Origin of the sequence: Mesorhizobium sp. B2-3-7 (assembly GCF_006442695.1) — a bacterium.
GTDB lineage: Bacteria > Pseudomonadota > Alphaproteobacteria > Rhizobiales > Rhizobiaceae > Mesorhizobium.
The window spans coordinates 385,682-399,679 of record NZ_VFVV01000003.1 but is presented as its reverse complement, the minus strand read 5'-3'; the positions used below and the strand labels follow the sequence as shown (position 1 = coordinate 399,679).

The window sequence follows — 13,998 nt, the reverse complement described above, 5'->3', positions numbered from 1 at the left end:
ATCCGGATCGTCCCTCGAGCCATGCCTGCGGCATCCGTTCGACATTACCCAGCCACCTGATCCGGTCGCTTTTGCGGTGGATTTTTTGTGCGTGCGGGACGACAGTCGGCCCACGTCAAACGAGGCACGATCATGACCGCAGCATTTCTCTCCCATATCGACGGCGAACTTGAGGGGCTCAGATCGGCCGGACTGTACAAGTCCGAGCGGGTAATTTCCTCCACGCAGTCGGCTGAGATCGAGGTCGGCGGCGAGAAGGTGCTGAATTTCTGCGCCAACAACTATCTCGGCCTCGCCGACAGCCCCGACCTGCGCGAGGCGGCAAAGCACGCGCTCGACCGCTACGGCTACGGCATGGCTTCGGTGCGTTTCATCTGCGGCACGCAGGAGGAGCACAAGCAGTTGGAAGCGACGATATCGTCCTTCCTCGGGATGGACGACACCGTCCTCTACGGCTCCTGCTTCGATGCCAATGGTGGACTGTTCGAGACGCTTCTGGGCGAGGAGGACGCGATCATCTCCGATGCGCTGAACCACGCTTCCATCATCGACGGGGTCAGGCTGTCCAAGACCAAGCGCTTCCGCTACGCCAACAACGATATGGCGGATCTCGAGGCGCGGCTGAAGGAGGCGAAGGATTGCCGGTTCCGGCTGATCGCCACCGACGGCGTGTTCTCGATGGATGGCATCATCGCCAATCTCGCGGGTGTGTGCGATCTGGCCGAAAAATACGATGCCATGGTCATGGTCGACGACAGTCACGCGGTCGGCTTCGTCGGCAGGAACGGCCGCGGCTCGGCTGAGCATTGCGGCGTCGAGGGCAGGGTCGACATCATCACCGGTACGCTCGGCAAGGCGCTGGGCGGCGCTTCCGGCGGCTACACGTCCGGCAAGAAACAGGTGGTCGACTGGCTGCGCCAGCGCTCGCGGCCCTATCTGTTTTCCAACACGCTGATGCCGGCGATCGCCGGCGCCTCGATCAGAGTGTTCGACATGATCCGCAATGGCGATGCCCTGCGCGAGCGCCTATATGCCAATGCGGAACGGTTTCGGACACAGATGGGGAAGCTCGGCTTCACGCTGGCAGGCGCCGGCCATCCGATCATCCCGGTCATGCTGGGCGATGCGAGCTTGGCGCAGGAGATGGCGGCGCGCATGCTGCAACGCGGCATCTATGTCATCGGCTTCTCCTTCCCGGTGGTGCCCAAGGGCCAGGCGCGCATCCGCACGCAGATGTCGGCTGCGCATTCCAGCGCCGACATTGATCGGGCGGTCGAGGCTTTCGGTGCGGTTGGCAAGGAACTAGGTGTGATTTCCTGAGCGACCGGCGCCGCAAACCGCTTCCGGATCAAGAGATTCAAGGGACAAAAGAATGTCGAACATGATGAAGGCGCTGGTGAAGGCCAAGGCCGAGCCGGGCATCTGGATGGAAGAGGTGCCGGTGCCGGAAATCGGCCCCAACGACGTCCTGATCAAGGTGAAGAAGACTGCGATCTGCGGCACCGACGTCCACATCTACAATTGGGACCAGTGGGCGCAGAAGACGGTGCCCGTGCCGATGGTGACCGGCCATGAATTCGTCGGCACCGTCGCGGATTTCGGCGCCGCGGTCACCGAATACAAGGTCGGCCAACGCGTGTCGGGCGAAGGCCACATCGTCTGCGGACATTGCCGCAACTGCCGCGCGGGCAGGGGGCATCTGTGCCGCAACACGCTCGGCGTCGGCGTCAATCGCCCGGGCGCCTTCGGCGAGTACCTGGCGATCCCACAGCACAATGTCGTGCCGATCCCCGACGATGTGCCGGACGAGATCGCCGCGATCTTCGATCCCCTGGGCAATGCGGTTCACACCGCATTGTCATTCGATCTGGTCGGCGAGGACGTGCTGGTCACCGGCGCCGGACCGATCGGCATCATGGGCGCGCTGGTGGCGCAATGCGTCGGCGCCAGGAAGGTCGTTATCACCGATATCAATCCGGTTCGGCTGGATCTTGCGCGCAAGCTTGGCGTCCAGCACGTCGTCGACGCCTCCAAGGAAAAACTGCGCGACGTGATGCCGGCGCTCGGCATGACGGAGGGTTTTGATGTCGGCCTGGAAATGTCGGGGGCAGCCCCCGCCTTCCGCGACATGATCGACACCATGAACAATGGCGGCAAGATCGCCATCCTCGGCATTGCGCCGACCGGGTTCGAGATCGACTGGAACAAGGTCATCTTCAAGATGCTGCATCTCAAGGGCATCTATGGCCGCGAGATGTTCGAGACCTGGTACAAGATGATCGCGCTGGTCCAGGGCCCGCTCGACGTCTCAGGCCTGATCACGCACCGCATCGGCATCGATGATTTCCAGGTTGGATTCGACGCGATGCGCAGCGGCAGTTCGGGCAAGGTGGTGATGGACTGGTGATCGATGCGCCGGGAGTCTCAGGCTTCGAGGCTGGCGATGCTAGGGTCGCCTGGTTTTCAGCCATCGCACCTGTCGCCATGCGCGCCGCAACGCAGTTGCGGCGGCGCCGATGGCAATGGCGGCGAGCGCAAGCGTCAAGACTTCGTTGTGGCCATTCCAAAGGAATTCTCCGGTAGATAGCAGTGCCGCGACGGTTGCGACTGCCATGCGATGTGGCTTGGCCATCGGTCCGGTGAAATCGCTCCGCGTCTCGTTGGCCCGCCCCAATTCCCGCACATAGGCGGTGAGAACCGAAAAACAGGCCGCTGCCCAGCCAAGGCCAGGCATGCCGATGCCGTAACCTATGCCGGCCATGATGGCGATATCGGCGAGCCTGTCCGGGAACTCGTTCCAGAACGGCCCGTCGGCCGACGCCTTGCCGCCCTCGACGGCGACCATGCCATCGAACAGATTGCACAGCAGCCGCAGTTGGCAAAACAGCGCCGCGCCCAGCAACAGCAGCAAACGAGAAGTGCCGCCGCTCTGCCCGCCAAGCCAGAAAGCCGTGCCTGCCAGCGCGCCGGCGAGGATACTGGCCTGCGAAATCTGGTTGGGGGTCACGGAGAGTGCGGCGAGACGTCTGGCCGTCGCTTGTGCCCAGCGCGTGTCGCGGCTTGCAAGTGGTCTGCGATCGCCCGTGTTCATCACTGCCTCATCCCGGTGACCAGAAATAACGAGTGAGATGGAAGAAGATCGGAGCGGAGAAAACCACCGAATCCAGCCGATCTATCAGGCCGCCATGGCCGTCGATCAGATGGCCCCAATCCTTCACGCCGCGGTCACGTTTGATGGCGGACATCACAAGGCCGCCGAAAAAACCCATCAGCGTGATCAGGAAGGCCATCGCGCCCGCCTGAAGCGGAGAGAACGGCGTGATCCACCACAGGCCAGCGCCGATGAGGCTGGCGCTTGCAACGCCGCCGAGGAAACCTTCAAGCGTCTTGGACGGCGAAAGCTTTGGTGCGATCTTCGTATGCCCGATCGCCTTTCCCCAGATGTATTGCAGTACGTCGCTCAATTGCACGACGATGACAAGGAAGGCTATCAGAAGCACATTGCGACCCTCGTAGCCGGGAATATGCAACGTCAGAAGAGCCGGGACGTGGGAGGCGCAGAAAACGCAGATCATCAACGCCCATTGCACCTCGGCAATTCGAACGAGGAAGTGCTGGGTGTCGCCCCGTGTGGCTGAGATGATTGGCATCAACAGGAAGGCGTAGACCGGGATGAAAACAGAAAAGATCCCGTAGTCCTCGATCCAGAGCAGCACATACTGTACCGGCAGCACGACGAAAAACGCCGTGGCCAGCGCCCAGTGGTCGGCACGCCGGGTATTGGTCAGCGTCACGAATTCGCGAAGTGCGGCGAAGGAACAGAAGCCGAAGAGAAGCAGGACGCCGATCCGCCCGGCGATGAATGCTATGGCGATGAGGATCGCCATTACCCACCACGCATTGATACGGGCGTTGAGGTTCTCGATGGCTGGGTTGGAGCCTTCCGGCGACAGCCGTCGCTCCAGGATATGCCCCACGAAAGAGGCCACGAGCAGGATCCCGCAGACGCCGAGCACGAGAACCATCATATCGAATTGGGTTGAGCTCATTCCGCTGCCTTTTTCGGTGCCAGCGCCAGCAGCGCCCTACGTGCCCGCTCGAGGAACATATCCTTGCTCTCGCCGTCAGCCAGGTGCATTGCCTCGCCGAACGTCACCGTGCAGATCAGCGGGATAGGCACGAATTCCCCTTTCGGCATCACCCGGTTGAGATTGGCGATCCATACCGGCACCAACTCGAAATCCGGGTGCGATGCCGCCAAATGGAACAGCCCGGACTTGAATGGCTGCAAGGACGCGTCGGATTGGTTGCGCGTGCCTTCCGGGAAGAGAATGAGCGAAGAGCCTTCTCTCATCGCCTCCCCCATGCTCTCGACGGGATCCATCGTGCGTCCATTGCGATTGCGCTCGATCAGGACGGCATTGAAAACGTCGCGGCCGATGAAGGCTCGGACTTTTGATTTCAGCCAGTAGTCGGCACCCGCTACGGGACGCACCCGCCGACGCAGGCGCGGCGGCAGAACAGCCCAGATCAGGATGAAATCGCCATGGCTGGAATGATTGGCAAAGAAGATCGAGCGACGCCGAGGCAATCTGCCTTCATGCCAAAACGGCCGCACAGCGGTGATGACTCTGGCAAACAGCAAGACGACCACGGCCACCGGCCTCGCGAGCAGCGACTTCATCCTTCCCCCCAATTCGCCCGTCGATGATCACCGGCTTACATACAGCGCTGAAAATCCGCCACCGAGCAAGCAGCGATCGAAAATGACCGCCAGACAGTCTCTGCTTCAAGGCGCTGTCGCGTCGAGCCACCGTCTCATATTCTATCTGCCGATAGCCGCTATCTCAGACCCAACGCGCTTTCCAATGACGCAACGCCTTTGACGATGGAGGCTTGCTGGTCGGCGCTCAGCTGGGCCAGCAGCTCCCGTTCGAAAGCCTTTGCCAGTGGCACCATCTCGCTATAGGCCGCAAGTCCGGCTCTGGTCAGCGCCAGGTGCTCGACGCGGCGATCGTTCTCGTCAGTGGTTCGGATGAGCCAGCGGCGACGCTCAAGCTCCGCCACGGCACGCGAAACCTTTGTCTTGTGCATCGCCGACTGCGCGCCGAGTTCCGTCGCGGTCATTGTGCCGCGCTGGCCAAGCCCCGAAAGCGTACGCCATTCCGGCCGTGTGAGGCCGTGACGCTCCTTGTAGATCCGAGAGAATTCGCGGCTCAGCGCATCGGCCAGCCGATACAGCCGGTAGGGCAGAAAGCTTTCGAGTTCCAGGATTTCGGATTCCATGGCCAGCCATCGAGAAATGCCCGCGCACGGCATTGATAGTTACATTTTGGATGGTTACAAATGAAACCAATTTGGTCAAGCATTCGCGAGGAGGAAGCGATGGCCTTTTCCTACATGCCGGGTTTCGGTAACGATTTCGAAACCGAAAGCCTGCCGGGTTCGCTGCCGCACGGGCGTAATTCACCGCAGCGGCCGGCCTACGGCCTCTATGCCGAGCAGCTCTCCGGTTCGCCCTTCACCGCGCCGCGCGGCACCAATGAGCGCTCCTGGCTTTACCGCATCAGGCCGAGCGTCAGACATACCGGGCGCTTCAAGTCGGTGAGCTATCCCTTCTGGAAAAGTGCGCCCAATGTCGGCGATCATGAGCTGGCGCTCGGCCAGTATCGCTGGAGCCCGGTGCCGATGCCGAAGGAGCCGACTGACTTCATCGCCGGCATGCGCTCGATCACCACCGCCGGCGACGTGCTTGGGCAGACCGGCATGGCGGCGCATGTCTATGTCGCCAACAGGTCGATGGTCGACGACCATTTCTTCAACGCCGACGGCGAGTTGCTGGTGGTGCCGCAGGTGGGCGCCTTGCGCTTCGTCACCGAGATGGGAGTCATCGAGCTCAGGCCCGGCGAGATCGCGGTCCTGCCGCGCGGCCTCGTCTTCAAGGTCGAACTGGTCGATGCCGAAGTGCGCGGCTATGTCTGCGAGAACTACGGCGCCAAGCTGACGATGCCCGACCGCGGCCCGATCGGCGCCAACTGCCTGGCCAATCCGCGCGATTTCAAGACGCCCTGCGCCTGGTTTGAGGAGAAGGAGACGCCCTGCCGGCTGATCGTCAAATGGTGCGGACATTTTCATGTCACGGAAATCGGCCATTCGCCCCTCGATGTGGTGGCGTGGCACGGCAACTATGCACCCTATAAATATGATCTGGCGGCGTTTTCGCCGGTTGGTGCGATCCTCTTTGACCACCCCGATCCGTCGATTTTCACGGTGCTGACGGCGCCGAGCGGCGAGGAGGGCACCGCCAACATCGATTTCGTCATCTTTCCGCCGCGCTGGCTGGTGGCGGAGGATACGTTCCGCCCGCCCTGGTATCACCGCAACATCATGAGCGAGTTCATGGGGCTGATTCACGGCCAGTACGACGCCAAGGAAGAAGGGTTCGTTCCCGGCGGCATCAGTCTGCACAATCTGATGCTGGCCCATGGCCCGGATGCACCTGGCTTCGAAAAGGCCGCGCGCGCGGATCTGAAACCGGTCAAGCTCGACAACACCATGGCCTTCATGTTCGAGACCCGGTTCCCGCAGATGCTGACCCGCTACGCCGCCGAACTCGACACCAGGCAGGACAATTACATCGACTGCTGGGCCGATCTGAAGAAGCGCTTCAATGGCACGCCCGAGGGCGATTGGTCCTGAAGGATCGCTGCCGCCGGAAAACTGCCTTCAGGAAAGTTGAGCCGGCGGCTTGACGATTGCCCATAACAGCCTTGTTGTGGGCCTTGCGGCGCAAGGCCGCGTCAGGAGAGGAAACCGCATGAAGCTTGCCACATTGAAGAACGGGACGCGCGACGGAAAGCTCGTCGTCGTCTCGCGCGATCTTACACGCTTCACTGATGCCTCCTTCCTGGTGCCGACGCTGCAGGCGGCGCTCGACGATTGGCGGCGGATTTCGCCGCATTTGGCCGCAATGGCAGAGTCGCTCGAGAGCAATGCGGTGCCGTCGGCGCGCTTTCACGAACATAATGCCCATTCGCCGCTGCCGCGCGCCTATCAATGGGCTGACGGTTCGGCCTATGTGAACCATGTCGAGCTGGTGCGAAAAGCACGCGGCGCCGAAATGCCGGCAAGCTTCTGGACCGACCCGCTGATCTATCAGGGCGGCTCCGACAGCTTCATCCCGCCGCGAGACCCGATCCGCATGGCCGACGAGGCCTTTGGCATCGACATGGAGGCGGAAGTCGCGGTCGTTGTCGATGATGTGCCGATGGGCGCCAGCCTCGAAAAAGCGCAGGAGGCGATTCGCCTGGTGATGCTGGTCAACGACGTGACGCTGCGTGCCATTACCGGACCGGAACTCGCCAAGGGGTTCGGCTTCTTCCAGTCCAAGCCGTCCTCGGCCTTCTCGCCGGTCGCGGTGACGCCGGACGAGTTGGGCGAGGCCTGGGACGGCGGCAAGGTCAGCCTGCCGCTGCTTGCCGACCTCAACGGCAAACCTTTCGGCCGGGCGAATGCCGGCGTCGACATGATCTTCGATTTCCCCGCGCTCATCGTGCACGCGGCGAGAACACGGCCGCTGGCGGCCGGCACCATCATCGGATCCGGCACCGTCTCCAACAAGCTCGGCGGCGGGCCTGGCAAGCCTGTCGCGGTCGGCGGCGCGGGCTATTCCTGCATCGCCGAACTGCGCATGATCGAGACCATCGAGACAGGCGAGCCGAAGACGCCGTTCCTGCGTTTCGGCGACACGGTGCGCATTGAGATGAAGGACAAGGCCGGGCATTCGATCTTCGGCGCCATCGAGCAGACGGTCGAGAAATATGAAGGGTGAGAGCGCAAGAAGTTGAAGGATGAACCTGCTTGATCATCTGCGCCGAATGGCCCGCAACAACCGCTGGTCGAACGACCGGCTCTACCGCGCCGTGCTTATGCTGGGGCCTGGTGAATTCGAAGCCAATCGCATCAGCTTCTTCCCGTCGATAAGGGCGACGCTCAACCACATCCTTGCGGTCGATCTTCTCTATCTCGATTTTCTGGAGCAGGGCGGTATCGGCGCCGCGGTGTACGATGATTTCGTGCCGTTCGATAACGCAGCCGATTTGTCAGTGGCCCAGATCAAGTTCGACCGCAGGCTGATCACCTTCTGCGATGCCTTGTTGGAAGCCGACCTCGACCGCCATGTCATCACTGACCGGCGTGGAGACGGCATGATCCCGGAAAAGATCGGCGATATCCTCGCCCATGTTTTCCTGCATGACATCCACCATCGCGGCCAGGTGCACGCGATGCTGTCCGGCACGTCGGTCGCGCCGCCGCAACTCGACGAGTTCCTGCTCGATTATGATTTGAAGCTGAGGCAGGAGGAGGTTGGACGGCTGGGTTTGTGAGACCACTGCTTATGTCAGGGCGACGTCGTAGCGGGCGAAATGCGGGTCGGATGTCATGATGGTTAGTTTGTCCATTTGCGCCTGCGCAATCAGTAGTCTGTCGAATGGATCGCCATGGTGGTGGGGTAGGCCAGCGACAGCGTTCGCATGCTGGAAGGTGACGGCGAGCGGCTGAAATTGCATCCTTGGAAGCAGTGTTGGCAGATCATCCGGCGCATCGAGTTTTCTGATTGAGCGCTTGATGGCAATTTCCCAGACGCTTGCCGCGCTGGCGAACACCACCGCTTCCGAAGCCAGGATGGCGCGGTAGTGCTTGCTGAGACGTCGATCGTCCGAAATCGACCAAAGGATGATATGTGTATCGGCGAGAAACGGGCCGATCATCATTTGACGTACTCGTCCCATTCGGGGCCGAGTTCGTCAAAATCGTCCGCAATCCAGATCTTGCCTTTCAACGCGCCGATACGCGGCAAGGGTTCCGCCGCTGCCGGAGGCACGATACGCGCAGCCACCTTGCCGTGGCGCGTGAGTACAATCTCTTCACCGGCTTCCGCGCGGCTGACGAGTTCCGACAATTTGGCCTTGGCCTCGGCGATGGAAACATTCATGGCTCGATCCTTTGTGACCATAATTTAGGTCATAATTTATCGAACCGCAAGCCACCTGGTCGGGATCGATCTACTCCGCGGCCTGCACCTTGATCACGCCGCGCTTGATCTGGTCCTGCTCGATCGATTCGAACAGTGCGCGGAAATTGCCTTCGCCAAAGCCTTCGTCGCCTTTGCGCTGGATGAATTCGAAGAAGATCGGTCCGATCACGGTCTTGGAGAAGATCTGCAAGAGGATCTTCGTCGTGCCGCCGTCGACCACGCCTTCACCGTCGATCAAAATGCCATGCTTCTTCATGCGCTCGATCGGCTCGTCATGGCCGTTCACGCGTGCATGCGACATCTCGTAATAGGTCTCCGGCGGGCCGGGCATGAATTTCAGCCCATTGGCGGCAAGCTTGTCGGTGGCCTCGTAGATCGCGTCGGTGCCCACCGCTATGTGCTGGATGCCCTCGCCATTGTACTTCTTCAGATATTCGGCGATCTGGCTGGTGTCGTCCTTGGACTCGTTGAGCGGAATGCGGATCTTGCCGCAGGGCGAGGTGATCGCCCGGCTGACCAACCCGGTGATCTTGCCGTCGATGTCGAAGAAATGGATCTGCTTGAAGCCAAACAGGTCGCGGTAGAAATCCCACCATTTGTCCATGTTGCCGCGGTAGACATTATGCGTGAGGTGGTCGAGGAAATAGAAGCCGACGCCTTCCGGCCTGGGGTCGCGTTTGCCCAGCCATTCGAATTCGGCATCATAGGCCGAACCCCTCTCGCCATAGGTTTCGATGAAGTAGAGCAGCGAGCCGCCGATGCCAACGATCGCCGGCACGTCAAGCGTCTTGTCGGCGCCTTCGTAAGGCGTGGCTCCTTTCGATACCGCGTGTTCGAAGGCATGCTTGGCGTCCACGACCCGCCACGCCATCGAGGAGGCGCATGGGCCATGCTTGTCGACGAACTTCATCGCATGCGAGCTGGGCTCGGCGTTGACGACATAGTTGATGTCGCCTTGCCGCCAGACGGTGATGTCCTTCGTGCGATGCCTGGCCACGGCTACGTAGCCCATGCGGGTGAACAACTCGGCCAGCTTCCGCGGCTCCGGATGCGCGAATTCGACGAACTCGAAACCGTCGGTGCCGGCAGGGTTGGTCTTGCTGATCTTGGCGGGCGGGGCGTCGTGCGGGAAGGGACCCATGATAATCCTCCGGAAGCTGGCTTGGCCTGGATGGGCCATCTCAACTCATCATAGCGCGGGCAGGTCGCACGGTGCTTGCATTCAAACGCTTGAAATGTTTATCTGATGCATGAAATGTGCATGGTTTTTGGAAGTATCATGAATGATACGCGTCTTGATCAGTTTGATCGCAAGATATTGGCGCTGTTGCAGTGTGACGCACGGCTCACCAACAACGACCTTTCGGAGCGGGTGAACCTCTCGGCCTCGCAATGCTCGCGCCGCCGCCAGCGGCTTGAGGAGGACGGCTATATCAAGGGCTATCGCGCCGTGCTTGACCGCGACCGGCTGGGCTTTTCGCTGGTCAACGTCATCTCGGTGACCTTGGCCACTCACAACCGCGACAATGCGCGGCGCTTCGGCGAACTGGTGGCGCGGCTGCCCGAAGTGCAGGAGGCGCACGCGCTGACCGGCGAAATGGATTATATCCTGAAGGTGGTTACGCCCGACCTGAAATCATTGTCGGAGTTCGTCAATGGCGTGCTCTTGCCCCACGAATCCGTGCAGCACGTCAAGACGGCGATTGTGCTCGAGACGCTCAAGGAGACGGGCGCGCTGCCAATCTAACCCTTCGACTGCTGAATCAGCCCATAGAGATTGGTGCAGCGGGCGCCGGAACGGCAGTAGGCGAACACCGGGCCTTCCAGCTCGTCGAGCGCTTGTCCCTGGTCCTCGACATTCTCCGCGGTGATCTGGCCGCTGATGACGGGAATGTAGCGGAAGGCAAGCCCGGCAGCCTCGACTGCGGCCTTGAGCGTGTCGGCCGAAGGCTGGCCGGGCTGCTCGTCGTCCGGCCGGTTGCAGATCACGCTCTTGAAGCCTGCTGCCTTGATGGCGGCGACGTCCTCGGGCTGGATCTGGCCCGAGACCGAATAGTCCTCGCTGATCTCGCGGTATTCCATTGTGGTGTCCTCGCAATCTGGTTGGGCAGTCTTGCCACTCCCCGACACGGCCGGCAATCCACGCCGAGGGATTTCTCTGCCAAATAGCGAGTGCTGACCGGAAAATCCAACCGGGCCGCGAGGGCCCGGTTGGGTCGGAGCGGCTCAACTGCCGAGGATCGCGCCTTTGATCTGCGTGATGTTGTTGTGCATCATGTCGACATAGGTCGAGGCCGGGCCGTCGGGCTGCGACAGCGCGTCGGAATAGAGCGTGCCGCCGACCTTGATGCCGGTCTCGCTGGCGATCTGCTCGATCAGGCGCGGATTGGTGATGTTCTCGACGAAGATCGCCGCCGCTTTGTCCTGCTTGACCTGCTCGACCAGCTTGGCGACGTCGGCGGCCGACGGTTCGGAGTCCGTCGAGACGCCCTCCGGCGCTAGGAAGGTCAGGCCGTATTCGTGCTCGAAATAGCCGAACGCGTCATGCGAGGTGATGACAACGCGTTTTGCCTCGGGGATGGACTGGATCGCCGCCTTCACTTCACCTTCGAGCGCGTCGAGCTTCTTTGTGTAAGCCGCGGCGTTGGTCTGGTAGCTGACGCAGCCATCATTGTCGGCCGCGCAGAACGCTTCGGCAATGTTCTTCACATAGATCTTGGCGTTGGCGATCGACTGGAAGGCATGTGGGTCGGCGACCGTCTTGCCGCCGCCTGTACCCGCGCCCTCCGCCGCGTCCGCATCGGCGAATTCCGGTTTGAAGTCGATCGCCGCCACGCCCTTGGTCAGGGTGACGATCGAGGCCTTGGTGGCGCTGGCATCGACCAGCCGCTGTAGAAAGCCCTCGAAATGCAGGCCGTTGACCAGCACCAGATCGGCGCCCGCCATGGCTACCGCATCAGCCGGGCTCGGCTCGTAGACATGCGCATCGCCGTCGGGTCCCACGATGGTGGTGATGTTGACGCGGTCGCCGCCAACATTCCTGGCGAAATCGGCAATGACGGTAAAACTTGCGACCACTTTCAAGGGCGCCGCAAAGGCCGACGACGCGTCGAGAGCAGTTAATGTTATAACGCTCATCGTAAGGGCGGCGCGGATCGATTTCAACATGGGCGGTCTCCTTGGAGGCTGGGGTGGATCAGGCCGTCCGATGACGGTGATGGACGATGCGGGCGCGCAGCGCGCCGCGCGTGCCGAACAGGATCGAGGCGAAATAGACGACGCCTGCCGACAGGATGATCGCCGGGCCTGAGGGCAGCGAGGCGTGGTAGGACAGAAGCAGTCCGGCGATGCAGGAGGCAAAGCCGATCAGCACGGCCAGCACGCACATCGGTTCGACGCGCACGGTCCAGAAACGGGCCGCGGCGGCCGGCAGCATCATCAGTCCGACCGACAGAAGCGTGCCCAGCGCCTGGAAGCCGCTAACGAGGTTGAGCACGACGAGGCCGAGGAAAATGAAATGCACCGGACTGCCCCACCGGCTGACCGAGCGCAGGAACAGCGGGTCGAGGCATTCGGCGACCAAGGCCCGCCAGAAGACGGCGAGACTGGCAAGCGTCACCAGCACGATGCCGCCGATCAGCGTCAGCGCTTCATCGTTGAGCGCCAGCACCGTACCGAACAGCACATGCATGAGGTCGACGCTGGAGCCACGGACCGAAACCATCAGCACGCCGACGGCGAGCGAAATCAGGTAGAAGGCGGCCATCGAGGCGTCTTCGCGCTGGATGGTGAATCGCGAGACGGCGCCCGCGCCGAGTGCAACGACGATGCCGGCGATCAGGCCGCCAATGGTCATCGGCAGGATTTCCAGCCCGTAAAGCAGGAAGCCGGCGGCGGCGCCCGGCAGGATCGCGTGCGCCATGGCGTCGCCCGAGAGGCTCATGCGCCGCAACATCAGGAACACGCCGACCGGACAGGCGCCGAGCGACAGCATCAGCGAGCCGAACAGCGCCCGCTGCATGAAGGCGAAATCGGCGAAAGGCGCGATGAAGAGTTCGTAGAAGACGTTCATCATGCAGCCCTTGGTCCGGCGCCATGATGGTGGTGACGATCCTGTGCATGGGCAGGCTCATCATGATTGTGATCATGTCCGTCATGGTCATGATCGGGTCCGCCCGGCTCGCACCATGGCGCGTTCTCTTCCCACGCTTCATGGAAGCGCCTGGCCCGCAGGAGATTCTCAGGCCGCAGCGTCTCCTTCGTCTCGCCCCAGGCGACAGGCTGGCGGGCCAGCAGCAGCGTTTCGGGAAAATTCTGCCGGACAAGGTCGAGGTCGTGGACGACGACCATGATTGTGCGTTCCTCGCCATGCCAGCGCTTGATCAGCGCAATAAGATCGCCCATCGTCTTTGCATCGACGGCGTTGAACGGCTCGTCGAGCAGGATTAGATCCGCATCCTGCAACAGCACGCGGGCAAACAAGGTGCGCTGCAACTGGCCGCCCGACAGCGTGTCGATCGGGCGGGTCTCGAAGCCGCCAAGGCCGACCGCCATCAACGCCTCGCTGACGGATTGGCGATCCTCCTTGGTATGGCGGCCGAGCAGCCCGCGTTTCGGCCACAGGCCGAGCGAGACCAGATCGACGACCCGGGCCGGAAAGCTGCGGTCGAGTTCCGACTGCTGCGGCAGATAGGCGGCGCGCACGCCAGGCGCCCGCGTCACAGCGCCGGCCATCGGCTTCAGCACGCCGACGATACCCTTCATCAACGTCGACTTGCCCGAACCATTGGCGCCAACGACGGCGGTCAGCGAGCCTTTGCGTATGATGCCGTCCAGATGATGGATCGCCGGATGGCTGTTATAGCCAAGCGTCAAGTCACGGAATGTCAGGCAGGTTTCGGTCATTTGACGGTCCGTGGGGCGGTAGTGCGGCTGCCGGGCAGCGCCGATTGGATATGTGA

Annotated in this window: 17 protein-coding genes; 6 read left to right on the top strand and 11 right to left on the bottom strand. The window is 61.8% G+C overall.

Features of this window, described 5'->3' with window-relative positions; translation table 11 throughout:
- The first annotated feature begins 132 nt into the window (after positions 1–132).
- Both FJ940_RS08805 and tdh read left to right on the top strand, forming a co-directional pair.
- Positions 133–1,320 (top strand): glycine C-acetyltransferase, encoded by a 1,188-nt coding sequence (locus FJ940_RS08805; RefSeq protein ID WP_140565147.1) that lies wholly within the window; start codon positions 133–135, stop codon positions 1,318–1,320.
- 52 nt (positions 1,321–1,372) lie between these two features.
- A complete protein-coding gene (gene tdh / locus FJ940_RS08800) occupies positions 1,373–2,407 on the top strand; it encodes an L-threonine 3-dehydrogenase (protein ID WP_140549151.1) in 1,035 nt (344 codons plus the stop codon).
- 39 nt (positions 2,408–2,446) lie between these two features.
- On the opposite strand, the gene FJ940_RS08795 is transcribed toward tdh, so the two are convergent.
- The 4 genes from FJ940_RS08795 to FJ940_RS08780 form a co-directional block, all read right to left on the bottom strand.
- Entirely contained in the window at positions 2,447–3,094 is a 648-nt protein-coding gene (locus tag FJ940_RS08795) for a CDP-alcohol phosphatidyltransferase family protein (RefSeq protein WP_181171749.1), read from the bottom strand.
- A gap of 4 nt (positions 3,095–3,098) precedes the next feature.
- Entirely contained in the window at positions 3,099–4,049 is a 951-nt protein-coding gene (locus FJ940_RS08790) for a phosphatidate cytidylyltransferase (RefSeq protein ID WP_140494172.1), read from the bottom strand.
- On the bottom strand, positions 4,046–4,684 hold the full coding sequence (locus FJ940_RS08785) for a lysophospholipid acyltransferase family protein (protein WP_140656167.1): 639 nt from the start codon (positions 4,682–4,684) through the stop codon (positions 4,046–4,048). Before FJ940_RS08785 ends, FJ940_RS08790 begins: the two co-directional genes overlap by 4 nt.
- A gap of 158 nt (positions 4,685–4,842) precedes the next feature.
- Positions 4,843–5,286, bottom strand: coding sequence for a MarR family transcriptional regulator (locus tag FJ940_RS08780; RefSeq protein ID WP_140494170.1), 444 nt, complete (start codon positions 5,284–5,286; stop codon positions 4,843–4,845).
- 99 nt (positions 5,287–5,385) lie between these two features.
- Between FJ940_RS08780 and hmgA the strand changes: the two genes are divergently transcribed.
- The 3 genes from hmgA to FJ940_RS08765 all read left to right on the top strand — a co-directional run bounded on the left by hmgA (position 5,386) and on the right by FJ940_RS08765 (position 8,387).
- A complete protein-coding gene (hmgA, locus tag FJ940_RS08775; RefSeq protein ID WP_140656165.1) occupies positions 5,386–6,699 on the top strand; it encodes a homogentisate 1,2-dioxygenase in 1,314 nt (437 codons plus the stop codon).
- 118 nt (positions 6,700–6,817) lie between these two features.
- On the top strand, positions 6,818–7,831 hold the full coding sequence (locus FJ940_RS08770) for a fumarylacetoacetate hydrolase family protein (protein WP_140656162.1): 1,014 nt from the start codon (positions 6,818–6,820) through the stop codon (positions 7,829–7,831).
- A 19-nt stretch (positions 7,832–7,850) separates the two neighbouring features.
- Positions 7,851–8,387, top strand: coding sequence for a DinB family protein (locus FJ940_RS08765; RefSeq protein ID WP_140494164.1), 537 nt, complete (start codon positions 7,851–7,853; stop codon positions 8,385–8,387).
- A 9-nt stretch (positions 8,388–8,396) separates the two neighbouring features.
- On the opposite strand, the gene FJ940_RS08760 is transcribed toward FJ940_RS08765, so the two are convergent.
- From FJ940_RS08760 to hppD, 3 genes are all read right to left on the bottom strand, one after another.
- The gene (locus FJ940_RS08760; protein WP_140494162.1) at positions 8,397–8,774 is read right to left on the bottom strand and encodes a type II toxin-antitoxin system VapC family toxin; all 378 of its coding nucleotides are present in this window, start codon (positions 8,772–8,774) and stop codon (positions 8,397–8,399) included.
- Positions 8,771–8,995 carry a type II toxin-antitoxin system prevent-host-death family antitoxin gene (locus FJ940_RS08755; protein ID WP_023813589.1) on the bottom strand — a complete coding sequence of 75 codons (225 nt, stop codon included), beginning with the start codon at positions 8,993–8,995 and terminating at the stop codon, positions 8,771–8,773. The genes FJ940_RS08760 and FJ940_RS08755 overlap by 4 nt, the downstream gene beginning before the upstream one ends.
- A gap of 70 nt (positions 8,996–9,065) precedes the next feature.
- On the bottom strand, positions 9,066–10,178 hold the full coding sequence (gene hppD / locus FJ940_RS08750) for a 4-hydroxyphenylpyruvate dioxygenase (RefSeq protein ID WP_140515607.1): 1,113 nt from the start codon (positions 10,176–10,178) through the stop codon (positions 9,066–9,068).
- 138 nt (positions 10,179–10,316) lie between these two features.
- Between hppD and FJ940_RS08745 the strand changes: the two genes are divergently transcribed.
- Positions 10,317–10,784, top strand: a complete 468-nt coding sequence (locus FJ940_RS08745; protein WP_140494158.1) for an Lrp/AsnC family transcriptional regulator — start codon at positions 10,317–10,319, stop codon at positions 10,782–10,784.
- Here the strand turns inward: FJ940_RS08745 and FJ940_RS08740 are convergent.
- The 4 genes from FJ940_RS08740 to aztA form a co-directional block, all read right to left on the bottom strand.
- Positions 10,781–11,119 carry a TIGR01244 family sulfur transferase gene (locus tag FJ940_RS08740; protein WP_140494156.1) on the bottom strand — a complete coding sequence of 113 codons (339 nt, stop codon included), beginning with the start codon at positions 11,117–11,119 and terminating at the stop codon, positions 10,781–10,783. The two genes, FJ940_RS08745 and FJ940_RS08740, sit on opposite strands and share 4 nt — an antisense overlap.
- 144 nt (positions 11,120–11,263) lie before the next feature.
- Positions 11,264–12,205, bottom strand: a complete 942-nt coding sequence (gene aztC / locus FJ940_RS08735; RefSeq protein WP_140583772.1) for a zinc ABC transporter substrate-binding protein AztC — start codon at positions 12,203–12,205, stop codon at positions 11,264–11,266.
- 28 nt (positions 12,206–12,233) lie between these two features.
- Positions 12,234–13,109, bottom strand: coding sequence for a zinc ABC transporter permease AztB (gene aztB / locus FJ940_RS08730; protein WP_140656300.1), 876 nt, complete (start codon positions 13,107–13,109; stop codon positions 12,234–12,236).
- Positions 13,109–13,942, bottom strand: coding sequence for a zinc ABC transporter ATP-binding protein AztA (aztA, locus tag FJ940_RS08725; protein WP_140494152.1), 834 nt, complete (start codon positions 13,940–13,942; stop codon positions 13,109–13,111). Before aztA ends, aztB begins: the two co-directional genes overlap by 1 nt.
- Positions 13,943–13,998 lie beyond the last annotated feature (56 nt).

What these genes read in the sequence shown, in the direction of transcription:
- FJ940_RS08790 (WP_140494172.1), bottom strand. Translation starts at nt 4,049, where the DNA reads ATGAGCTCAACCCAATTCGATATGATGGTTCTCGTGCTCGGCGTCTGC.
- hppD (WP_140515607.1), bottom strand. Translation starts at nt 10,178, where the DNA reads ATGGGTCCCTTCCCGCACGACGCCCCGCCCGCCAAGATCAGCAAGACC.
- FJ940_RS08745 (WP_140494158.1), top strand. Translation starts at nt 10,317, where the DNA reads ATGAATGATACGCGTCTTGATCAGTTTGATCGCAAGATATTGGCGCTG.
- aztB (WP_140656300.1), bottom strand. Translation starts at nt 13,109, where the DNA reads ATGAACGTCTTCTACGAACTCTTCATCGCGCCTTTCGCCGATTTCGCC.
- FJ940_RS08805 (WP_140565147.1), top strand. Translation starts at nt 133, where the DNA reads ATGACCGCAGCATTTCTCTCCCATATCGACGGCGAACTTGAGGGGCTC.
- aztA (WP_140494152.1), bottom strand. Translation starts at nt 13,942, where the DNA reads ATGACCGAAACCTGCCTGACATTCCGTGACTTGACGCTTGGCTATAAC.
- FJ940_RS08780 (WP_140494170.1), bottom strand. Translation starts at nt 5,286, where the DNA reads ATGGAATCCGAAATCCTGGAACTCGAAAGCTTTCTGCCCTACCGGCTG.
- FJ940_RS08755 (WP_023813589.1), bottom strand. Translation starts at nt 8,995, where the DNA reads ATGAATGTTTCCATCGCCGAGGCCAAGGCCAAATTGTCGGAACTCGTC.
- FJ940_RS08765 (WP_140494164.1), top strand. Translation starts at nt 7,851, where the DNA reads ATGAACCTGCTTGATCATCTGCGCCGAATGGCCCGCAACAACCGCTGG.
- FJ940_RS08760 (WP_140494162.1), bottom strand. Translation starts at nt 8,774, where the DNA reads ATGATGATCGGCCCGTTTCTCGCCGATACACATATCATCCTTTGGTCG.
- FJ940_RS08785 (WP_140656167.1), bottom strand. Translation starts at nt 4,684, where the DNA reads ATGAAGTCGCTGCTCGCGAGGCCGGTGGCCGTGGTCGTCTTGCTGTTT.
- hmgA (WP_140656165.1), top strand. Translation starts at nt 5,386, where the DNA reads ATGGCCTTTTCCTACATGCCGGGTTTCGGTAACGATTTCGAAACCGAA.
- FJ940_RS08770 (WP_140656162.1), top strand. Translation starts at nt 6,818, where the DNA reads ATGAAGCTTGCCACATTGAAGAACGGGACGCGCGACGGAAAGCTCGTC.
- tdh (WP_140549151.1), top strand. Translation starts at nt 1,373, where the DNA reads ATGTCGAACATGATGAAGGCGCTGGTGAAGGCCAAGGCCGAGCCGGGC.
- FJ940_RS08740 (WP_140494156.1), bottom strand. Translation starts at nt 11,119, where the DNA reads ATGGAATACCGCGAGATCAGCGAGGACTATTCGGTCTCGGGCCAGATC.
- aztC (WP_140583772.1), bottom strand. Translation starts at nt 12,205, where the DNA reads ATGTTGAAATCGATCCGCGCCGCCCTTACGATGAGCGTTATAACATTA.